This window comes from Vibrio sp. D401a, from assembly GCF_030248515.1.
Classification (GTDB): Bacteria; Pseudomonadota; Gammaproteobacteria; order Enterobacterales; family Vibrionaceae; genus Vibrio; species Vibrio rotiferianus.
Map to the genome: position 1 here is coordinate 1 of NZ_JAHGAI010000004.1, position 9,652 is coordinate 9,652.

A 9,652-nucleotide genomic window follows, 5' to 3' on the forward strand; every position below is an offset into this window, starting at 1 on the left:
GCGAAAGTGGTTGACCTAGGCAATGGCCAATTAGGCTTCAGCGTAGACGTGGACGCTAGCGAACTGGTTGGCTTTGATGGCAAGTCAGTCACCGCCTCAGTGACCGTGACCGATGAAGCAGGTAACAGCGTCGAGAAGAGCGACACCGAAACCTACCAAGTGGATGTGGATGCGCCAACGGCGAGCATTGACCTCGATCCAATCGTGGTCGGTAACGACAACACTATTAACGAAGCAGAAGCGACAGGCCAAGTCACTCTTACTGGTACTGTAGGCGGTGAGGTTGTTGAAGGTGATACGGTTCAACTGAAATTAGGTGATAACCTGCTGGCTGAAGTGGAAGTTATCAAGCTAGCTGATGGCAAGCTTGGCTTTAGCGCGGATGTTGACGCTAGCACATTAGCGGGCTTCAACGACCAGTCTGTGACAGCGTCGGTAACCATTACTGATGGTGCAGGTAATGCTGTGACTGCAATGGATACTGAAACTTACCAAGTCGATTCGAATCCACCACAATCCGAGTCATTTACTGAAACTATCAGCACAACAGGCAAAACGAAGGTTGTGTTCAATACAAACTTCGACGATGTCGACAACGATGATGACCATATTTCTGATAGAGAAGATGATCAAGCAGAGATACCTCTTAACGTTGTTATTACAGAGCTGCCTGATGGTGGCAAGCTGTTCCTAAAAGTCAGTGATACTGAGTTTTTAGAGATCAAGTCAACGGATCTGCATATCGTGGATGACGTGACGGGTGAAATCCTTCGACAAGGCACGTCTTACAATTCAAACAACATTTATTATGAGCCAGATTCTGACAATGTAGGGTTCTTGCTTGGAACAAAAGATTCTTTTGACCAAGAGTTTAACTCTAGTCAGACTGAATTTTACAATTGGGGTGAGTCATCGGATGGTAACGCTAGCAGCGTAAGAACAATGACATTGAGTAATGGAAGCATTGTTACGATCAGTACAGACGATGGCTTGCTTACACAATATCGCGGTGACCCAAATAAAAGCCATGTTGGTTATGGTATTGGTGTTAATGGTGATCATGGAATTAACGCCGAAGAAGTTATCAACGTTGATTTTGGTAATACACCAGTAGATTCCTTAAACATCGGTTTAGATGGACTAGGTGGAAAGTTTGAGCATGGTTCAAATGACAGTTTTGCGGTTTTTGTAATCACTTATGATGATGGTTCATCCGATACGATTAAATACACTAAACCTGAGGGCGAAGATGGGAATACAGGTTTGTTCCAAGAACTTGTGTTTGATTCGCCAGAAGGAAAACTGATTGCCTCAGTTGATATCACCACAGAAGGTGGTGGTAACTGGGAGTTGAAATATATCGAGGCAGAGCCTCAAGAAGACACATTTGACTATAAGGTTGTTGATTCTTCAGGAAACTACAGCAACGAGTCACAAGTAACTTTAGATAAAGATGGTTTAGAGGGGAATTTACCACCCAAACCATTAATCGCAGCTATTGACGCGGAAGCAAGTAGTATCGAGGAAGGGATGAATTTAGTCTTCGACATTTCATTAGATTCAACTACAGCTACGCAGTACAAATATCCTGTAAAATTTGGTCTTGGGTCGACTACAACAGACAACCAAGATGTAGACTTTGCAAGCGCTACCTTTAGTGACGGTGTAACCTATGACGCTGTGGCTAATTCATTGATTGTACCTGAAGGTGTTGATTCGTTTACTATCACTATTCCGACTGTGGATGATCTCCAAACTGAGTCAACAGAGCACTACGAGATCCAAATTGGTGATCACAGTGCGGGAATAGACATAACGGACAACGAAACACTGACTCATTTCAAGTCTGTGGAAGGTCAAGAGTTAGAGCTTGTTGGTTTACCGAGTGGTTTTACTTTCCCAGATGGTGTGACATCTATTAACACCGAACTTGGTGGAGTTGTAGAATTACAAGATGGCAAGATTATATATCAGCCACCTCAACGTGATCATTCTGACGAAATCAGTGACCAAGATAGTTTCCATGTTGACGTAAACGGCACAAGGCATACCATCCAAGTCGACATTGCAGATTCTTCACCTGTTGCAAGAAACGATTCACACACACTTGATGTCGTGATCGACTCGTTTAGTGTCGGTGGTATCGAAGCTGCTTGGAGTTCGGTAGAGGGTGGTACAGATACCTCCGTTTTCGATAGCAATGACAATGATAGTGCGAATGACCAGTTGCGTTGGGGTACTACCGACGACAGTGACCCTCAATCAGGCTACGGCTTTATCGACAATGACTTGGGGCTGAACGGTGAACTTCCGTTAAACGAAGACGTTATTCTGGGGACTTTTACTCACTTTAATAACCCGATCAGCTCTGGAACGGCGATTACAGGAGCAACGTTATCTGTAAGTTTTGAGTTGGTTGATACTTATGGAAACCGTCAACTAGTCGAACTGGACATCGAGTTTGACCATAACGAAACACCAAATGACGTCGGCACTGGTGACGATATAGTGACCATTACAAGCACAGCCGCGACATTTAACTTTGATGGTAAGGAATATTCGGTAGAAGTTGTTGGCTTCAAGGATGTTAACGGTAATGTCGTTACCTCAATAAATACTTCTGAGAACCAGGATACATCGTACGATCTTGCCATTAAACTCGTCCCAGATAGCAATTACTCTGAGCCTTCTTTATCCGGTAATGTTTATGAAGATAACGGTTTTGGCGCAGATGAGATCGCGCAAGACGATGTTTCTGTTGTGTCTGTGAAAAGCAGTACTGGCACTGTAGGTGCAATTGGCTTAGCTCTACAAGGCCAGTATGGTCAGTTAACATTGAACGAAAATGGTACGTATGAGTATGTTATCAACTCTTCACATAATACGATTCCAGAAGATGCGGTCGAGTCATTCACTTATACACTAGAAGATTCTGATGGCTCACAATCTGAGGCAACAATTAGTATTGATTTTAATCTGATTAACGCCTCAGAAATTAGGGCATTGGACGATACTGTCAAGACGACAGAGGGTCAGGACATATCGGGCAACCTTCTAGATAATGATGGAGAGACTATTCAGTCTGTATCTGAGTTCTCAATTGCTGGCTCAAACACGGTACACTCCGTTGGAAGCCGAGTCGCTATAGAAGGGGGATTCATTACCATCCAAGCTAATGGCCAATTTGTATTTGAGGCTGAGGATAACTGGAATGGTAATGTACCTACTATTACGTACGTGACAGATATTGGTGCATCAGCAAGACTGAATATTGAAGTCGAAGCGGTCGACTCACCGACAGTTACAGATAAAGATTCTTCAAAAGCTAATGAGCATCATACTGCTACTGGAAACGTGTTATCGAATGACGAGGATATAGATTCTACGTTGTTAGTCGATACCTACTCGATTGAAGGGGTAGATGGCTCGTTTGACGCTGGCACACAGTACACATTCGGCAATCAAGGAGTTTTCGTTCTCAATGAAAACGGTAGCTATTCATTTACGCCTACCGAGCATTGGAGTGGGGATGTTCCAACAATCACTTACATGACAAACACTGGTGCTTCAAATACCTTAGACATTAAGATCATAGCTGTAGCTGATACGCCTAATTTAGAGGTGATTTCTAGCAAAACTATTGCGGCCATTGATTTTGAGGATGTTAGCGCACTTGGGACTACCGTCGATATTGATAAAGTTTCTGGAAGTGGAACCGTTGGAGTTTGGGAGACGAGCAATAGTGGCGGTAAAGTAGAGGTAAATACCGAAGGTACTTATCGAGTTGGTGATTCCACCAACCAGGTACTGGAGCTTGAAGGCCGGAATGGGGACAAAGATCTATTCACAGATATCACCTGCCGAGCTGGTGCCCAATATACATTGGACTTTGAAGCGGCCATTCGCAGAGGTGACTACCATGCATCAGATATGGTTGTTAAGTTATATAAGCTTGACGCTTCTGGTAGCCCTATTTTAAGTTCTGAAGTCACAGTATTTGATTTCTATGAATATGATTATACCTATCAAACTCTCGAAAACATCGAACTACCAATTGAGGATTCTGGCAACTATCGAGTGATGTTTGAAGCGAAGGGTTCTGACACTCTAGGTATCATCATTGATGACATTGTTATCAAAGAGACTTTGAATACAGGTGAAGAAGGAGCATTCATCGCATTGAGTGAAATTAGCGCTTCCCTAGTAGATACTGACAACTCTGAACGATTAACTATCCAACTTGATGATGTGCCGATTGGAACGACATTACGTGATGGTGCAGGCAATGAGATAACCGTGGAATCAGTTCCTATCGATATTACTGGCTGGGACTTAACTTCACTTGAAGCTAAGTTTAGCCAGTCTGGACAGTTTAATTTGAATGTGTCAGCTATAGCGACGGAAGTGAGCAATAATGATTCAGCGGAAACTAGCATCCAGATACCAGTTTCGATAACGCAGCAGCCTGTTCACCTCGGTGGTGCTGGCGTAGATACGTTTGAACTGATTCAGCCAGTTAACAACTCGGCGAACTTTACTTATTCATTGGGCGCCCATGGTGCAATAGGGCCTCAAGGCCCATTCCAACAACAAGTTGAATTGACAGATAATATCAGGGTTAACAGCGGTGATAGTAATGACCGAATAGACTTTGGCATAGGTAAAGGAGACTACATTATCGATACGGGTAGCTCTCTTCCTAATGCAAATGGTACGACTCCGGATCGAAACTTTTTCGAAAATTCAGCCTTTATGAATACAAAACAGAGTATTCATGATTCTGATGGAGTACTGCTACAGAGTGTAGAAAGTGAAGTTCAACCGGTGACTGATACGGTAAACCTGGGATCTGGTGATGATGTTGTCACTAGCCAAGGTGGTAATTTAGCCGCTTATGGTGGAGATGGTAACGATACTATCTGGGGTTCAGACAATGGCTCTGATGGTATTCGTGGTGGTAATGATGATGACACTCTGTATGGCAGAGCTGGCGATGATTACTTATTAGGCGAAGCCGGTGAAGATACCATTTCTGGTGGTAGCGGGAGTGATCTCTTAGTTGGTGGCCTAGGAAACGATATCCTTATTGGTGATGATGGTGCAGACATTTTTGCGTGGGTAGATGTTGAAAATGGCGCTGTTGACCGTATTAAAGATTTCACTGTCGGTGAGGATATTCTTGATTTGTCCGAAGTCCTGGAAGGTGTCACCTTCAACGAAATTTCCGAGTTGTTGGATACGATTCCTGATGACAATCTGGAAGGTGTAATTTCGATTGAGGATTCACAAACAGGCGCGGCGTTAACGATTAATCAAGACGGTAAGTCAATGTCTATTGAGTTCGATGGTATGAGTGCGGCGGATTTAACCAGTTACTTATTTGAACAAGGTGGGCTTAAAGCTAGCGATTAGAAATACTTGCTGGTAAAAAGCAAATCAAAGGGGCTAATGACAAGCCCCTTTGTTGATCGGGTGGTACTTTTAGCTTTTAGGAAGTGCGGTAAAAATAGTCCACTCTTTTTTTACTTCTCCTTTGTAACCAACGACGGTGGCTGTAACCCGTCGGTTTAGAGCATGACTCACCTCATCGGTACCGAAAGAAGCCAATTTTGTTTCTCCGAAACCCACAATCCTTAAGCGGTTAGGTGAAATACCATTTTTAATAAGTTCCTGGCGCACATTTTCAGCTCTTCTTTTCGACAAATCTAAATTGTATTCGTCAGTACCTGTGATGCTTGTATAGCCTTGAAGCTCTATTGATGTGCTAGGGTACTCTTTCAGGAAGGCTGACAGATCACGAATTTGTTTTGAAAAGATAGGGTTTATGACGTCAGAGTCGTTGGCAAACAGCACACGAATTTGCATTTTTTGAGATGATTTTGCATATTCACCACACCCATCATTATCCAATTCAGAACCCTCAGGCGTCCCTGGACACAGGTCCCTGTGGTTAATAACACCGTCTCTATCATCATCCATGTGATCTGCTGATTGCTCTGCAACAGGCGTCGGCATGTAATCATACTCATCACCAGAGCCATCATTCGAGCTACAAGCACTAACAAAAACTACTGAAAGGCTTAGTAATAACATTTTCATATTAATACTCCACTTTCTCTAACCATTCTTGAGGAACATCAACACGAAGCGCGTTTAATAATTCCCCGGTTGCGTTCATAACTCGATACTTGGCGTATTGCTCAGCGTATTTCGCATCTAGGTAGTCTTTCCTTGCTTGAAATAGTTCGTTTTCAGTGTTCAACAAATCAAGTAAGGTTCGTTTACCTATTCTGTATTGTTTCTCGTAGGCAATAACAGTTTCTGCCGCAGAATCGACATGGTCTGCTAAGAACTCTTTTTGTTGCAAAGTTAAATCCAGAGCGCTCCAAGAAAGTCTTAGCCCTTCTTCGACGTTTTTGTAGGCACTTTCACGCAAGTCTTTTGCTTTGTTGAGCTGGTAAGCGAAGTTTTCGCTGTTTGCTGCGTCACTGCCACCATTGTATAGGTTGTAGCGCATTCTCAACATTGCAGTGGTCTCATCGCTGCGGCCTTCAATGCCTCCGGCATCATCTCGCCAGGTTTGGGATGCCTCCAACGAAAGTGTGGGGTAGTTGACGCCTTTTGATTGCTTGTACTGAAACTTGGCTGAGTCAACATCAGCTATTGAAACCTGTATCACAGGGTGTTGCTCAAAAGCTTGACCCACAGCCTCATCTACAGTGTAGGGGAGGTAATTTTCATCAGCCCTAGGAAAGATCAACCCTTGAGGGGTTTGCCCAACTAGTCGAGTGAACATTGTATGCGAGTCGTACAAATTGTTTTGAGCAGCAGCTAAGTTACCATGAGCCTTTGCCAAACGAGCTTCAACCTGAGTCATATCTGCTGTAGAGCCGATCCCTGACGTCACACGCTTTTTGATGTCGATGTATATTTTTTTGTGAACGGCTAGGTTGTTTTCTGACAGTGTTAATATTTCATAAGCTTTCACTGCATCAAGGTAGACTTTTGTTACTTCAAGCGCTTTGTCTGAAGCATCTGCAAGTAGCTGATACCTTAACGATTCGGCATCGGCCGCAGTACGATCAATGTCATTGAGTGTGGCAGAACCATCCCAAATAAGTTGCGTAAGGGTTATTGATGCTTCTTTTCTTGTTAAGTCAGTTTCACTACGGTCAAGATCAGCAGGATCAACCCCTTCATACCCGATGCCCGCATCGAGATCAACCTTAGGAAGATATGCACCAGAAGAAGCATCATTGACGTATTTCCTGCTGGTGAATTCGTTAAATGCGCTTTTGATGTCTGGGTTGCTTTTCAGTGTAAGAGCCACAGCCTGCTCTAATGTCTGCCCAAGCGCAGAATACGATGCAATTAGGCCACTGCAACAAGCGATGGTTAGTCGAGTCCATTTCACAGTAGTTCTCCTAAAAAAAGGATAATTATCGTCAAGGTCATCTCAAAAGTGAGACTTTATGACATAAATAACAACAAGTATGAATATCTATTTCAACCTGCTGTTAAGCCTAGGCATTTATCACCCAATACTGTTTGTACCTCTAGTTAACACTAGCATATGCAACAATTCTTTCCTGCTAAACATCAAAATAAAAAATGTCTAACTATTAATAAGATAGTTGCTAAATAATCTGCTTTAGTACCGTCGACTATTTGACTTCGCCCCTTAAAGTCAAACACTTGGTAAGCAAGGTTCCAACAGCGTAAAAACGATGGTTTGACTAAACTATAGTCGTAAATATTGGGGTGACAAATATTTGACTAAGCCAAGGGCAGGCGAGGTAGATATGGGACAAATCGATCTACGTACCTTGTTAGGTACGACAGTAGTTATTGGTCTTGATGGTAACATTAAGCAGCTAGAAAGTGGCGAGTCTCCATTACCTGGAGAGTTGGTTATTCAAGAACTTTCTCAACCAAATGATGTAATAATACAAAGAGTGGAAAGAGATGGCACAAGCCAAGATATCACATCAGATGTTCAACAAGTATTTGAAGCGATAGCACAAGGTATTGATCCAACAGAACTTGGAGAAGAGTTTAATCCGGCCGCAGGTGAAGGGGTGGGCTCGAGTCCTCAAGTTACTGGAGCTATAGATAGAACTGGGGCTGAAAGTCTGGCCGCAACTTTGTTTGAGACTAACGCTAGTGGTTTCGGAGTACTTTCAAATACACAAATATTATCCTTACTAGAACTTTTTCAAAGCTTCCAATCAGAAGCGTTGCTTATCCTTCCAGTGATTCAAGAGATTAATAGTCCAACCGTGAATGAAGGTGAAAACGTTGTATTTGATATTACCTTAGATCAACCAGGTAATCAGGACACTGAGTTAACACTTATTCTCAATGATGGAACCGCTTTTGATGGACAGGACTTTGATAGTCAATTAGTCGAAATCTCTCTTCCTGATGGAACAATCATCAATTCTCAAGTAGGTCCACAAGGGGAGCTGATTGTTACTGTACCTAGCGGTGAAAGCGGACTACAACTTACTATCCCTACTATAGAGGACGACATCACTGAAGGTGATGAGTCGTTTACGCTATCCGGGACTACCACAGCACAGCAGACTCCTGTTCAGGGAACGGCAACTATTGTTGATAACGATGATACGCCTACGGTTACCGATGTGGCTTTGGTTGGTGATACGGTACCAGAAGGCCAAGCCGCTGAGTTTAAAGTGACGCTTAGTAATGCCAGCAGCAGTGACCAAACCTACACGATTAGCTTAGTCGACGGCACGGCAGGCGACAATGATTACGATACAAACGTGTCCAACATCGTGTTCAGTGATGGCGTGACCTACGACGCTAATACGGGACAAATCACCGTCCCAGCGGGCGTCACCATGTTCACTGCAACAGTGGATACCACGCAAGATACCATCGATGAGCCGGATGAAACCTTCGACCTGCAAGTGGGTGGTGTGACTGGCACAGCAACAATCCAAGATGACGATGATGCACCCGTGATCACGGAGGTCGCATTGGTTGGCGAGACCGCCCCCGAAGGGCAACCCGCTGAGTTCAAAGTTACATTAAGTAATGCCAGCGGCAGCGACCAAACCTACACGATTGACCTAGTCAACGGCACGGCAGGCGATAATGATTACGACACCAACGCGTCCAACATTGTGTTCAGTGATGGCGTGACCTACGACGCAAATACGGAACAGATCACCGTTCCAGCGGGCGTCACCATGTTCACTGCAACAGTGGATACCACGCAAGATACCATCGATGAGCCGGATGAAACATTCGACCTGCAAGTGGGTGGTGTGACTGGCACAGCAACAATCCAAGATGACGATGATGCTCCTGTGATCACGGAGGTCGCATTGGTTGGCGAGACCGTCCCCGAAGGGCAACCCGCTGAGTTCAAAGTTACATTAAGTAATGCCAGCAGCAGCGACCAAACCTACACGATTGGCTTAGTCAACGGTACGGCAGGTGATGATGATTACGACACCAACTTGTCCAACATCGTGTTCAGTGATGGCGTGACCTACGACGCTAATACGGGACAAATCACCGTCCCAGCGGGCGTCACCATGTTCACCGCTACAGTGGATACCACGCAAGACACCATCGATGAGCCAGATGAAACCTTCGACCTACAAGTCGGTGGGGTGACTGG

The 9,652-nt window shown here is 44.2% G+C and carries 4 protein-coding genes; 2 read left to right on the forward strand and 2 right to left on the reverse strand.

The features are described from left to right. Positions 1-5,412, forward strand: a 5,412-nt coding sequence (locus KIV41_RS03070) for a choice-of-anchor K domain-containing protein (RefSeq protein WP_285335649.1), incomplete at its 5' end; no start/stop codon positions are given. A 69-nt stretch (positions 5,413-5,481) separates the two neighbouring features. Here KIV41_RS03070 and KIV41_RS03075 read toward each other — a convergent pair. Then, positions 5,482-6,099 carry an OmpA family protein gene (locus KIV41_RS03075; protein ID WP_182027573.1) on the reverse strand — a complete coding sequence of 206 codons (618 nt, stop codon included), beginning with the start codon at positions 6,097-6,099 and terminating at the stop codon, positions 5,482-5,484. Between the two features lies 1 nt (position 6,100). Then, positions 6,101-7,414 carry a TolC family outer membrane protein gene (locus KIV41_RS03080; protein WP_171307214.1) on the reverse strand — a complete coding sequence of 438 codons (1,314 nt, stop codon included), beginning with the start codon at positions 7,412-7,414 and terminating at the stop codon, positions 6,101-6,103. Positions 7,415-7,772: 358 nt separating this feature from the next. Here KIV41_RS03080 and KIV41_RS03085 point away from each other — a divergent pair. Beyond that, a partial coding sequence (locus KIV41_RS03085) for a Calx-beta domain-containing protein (RefSeq protein ID WP_285335650.1) occupies positions 7,773-9,652 on the forward strand: 1,880 nt, incomplete at its 3' end.